Annotated in this window: 2 protein-coding genes; both read right to left on the reverse strand. The window is 44.9% G+C overall.

The genetic code is table 11. The features are described 5' to 3' along the window. A partial coding sequence (locus tag A3766_RS06330; protein ID WP_156508733.1) for a hypothetical protein occupies window positions 1–274 on the reverse strand: 274 nt, incomplete at its 3' end. After that, on the reverse strand, window positions 274–919 hold a 646-nt coding region (locus A3766_RS30560; RefSeq protein ID WP_197479379.1), incomplete at its 5' end, for a hypothetical protein. The genes A3766_RS30560 and A3766_RS06330, both read right to left, overlap by 1 nt.

Below are 919 nucleotides of genomic sequence, written 5' to 3' on the forward strand. Positions count from 1 at the left end.
TAAAGCCCTTAAAGCTGTTATCCATTAAAAAATACGCGATCAACATCGTTGCGCGATACCAATCACATTGCTCATAAGGCCGTTTAAAACGAGTGAGTTCTGATGCTCGCACTGAGGTGCTTAAATCATATAGAGCATCATGAACTAGAGCATAAAAGTAAGGTGGTAATTGAGGGTTTAACAATTCTTTAGGGAACTCGGTTAGCCGATGGTGCAATACGTTGATATCGGGGCCTTCGGCACTACCATTGCTACGAGTTATGAGTTGAGTCATTATTCTGCTCCCTCATAGTGTTTTCTGCTAAATGCCCGAGCAAAATCAGTCATCGCTTCCCAAGACGTCACCGGGAATATATCCCAACCTTGTTGAGCCTCGGCTTGCTTTAAAGCGGCATCATGGTCCGCCATCCATTTATTGTTAGGTGGCAAGGGATAATCCCAGTGTAAATTTAACACCATCGTACCGCCGCCCTTTGCATTCTCTAATGCCTGCTTAGATATACCCCAGCCTGAGTTACCTTTTTCATCCGTGTCAAAAAGTGTTGTGACGCCATCATCCGACAAAATCACAATATGGGAGTTTCTAGTCCTTGGTTTCTCTATGTGGGTCTTTCTTAGAATATGTATCGGGAATGCTGTTGCGCCGCCCAAGTAGTCAGTCAAAACATTGAGAATTAACTCTTCGTTCCTTACAAAGCCATTGGTGGTTTTGAACTGCCTTGCGCCACTCCATAAAGTGACTTGAACTGCAGCGCCGGCTCTCAGTGCTGACAAGCATAGAATAGCGCCAGCAATCGTCGTGTATGACGTATTTTGTTGTGGGTTTGGCATTGAGCCAGAGCAATCTACATATAAATCTAAATCGCAAGGTTCTACCTCTGGCTCTGCACCCTCGTCAAATCCCCATTCTCGCTTAACG

It is taken from the genome of Oleiphilus sp. HI0132, from assembly GCF_001635845.1.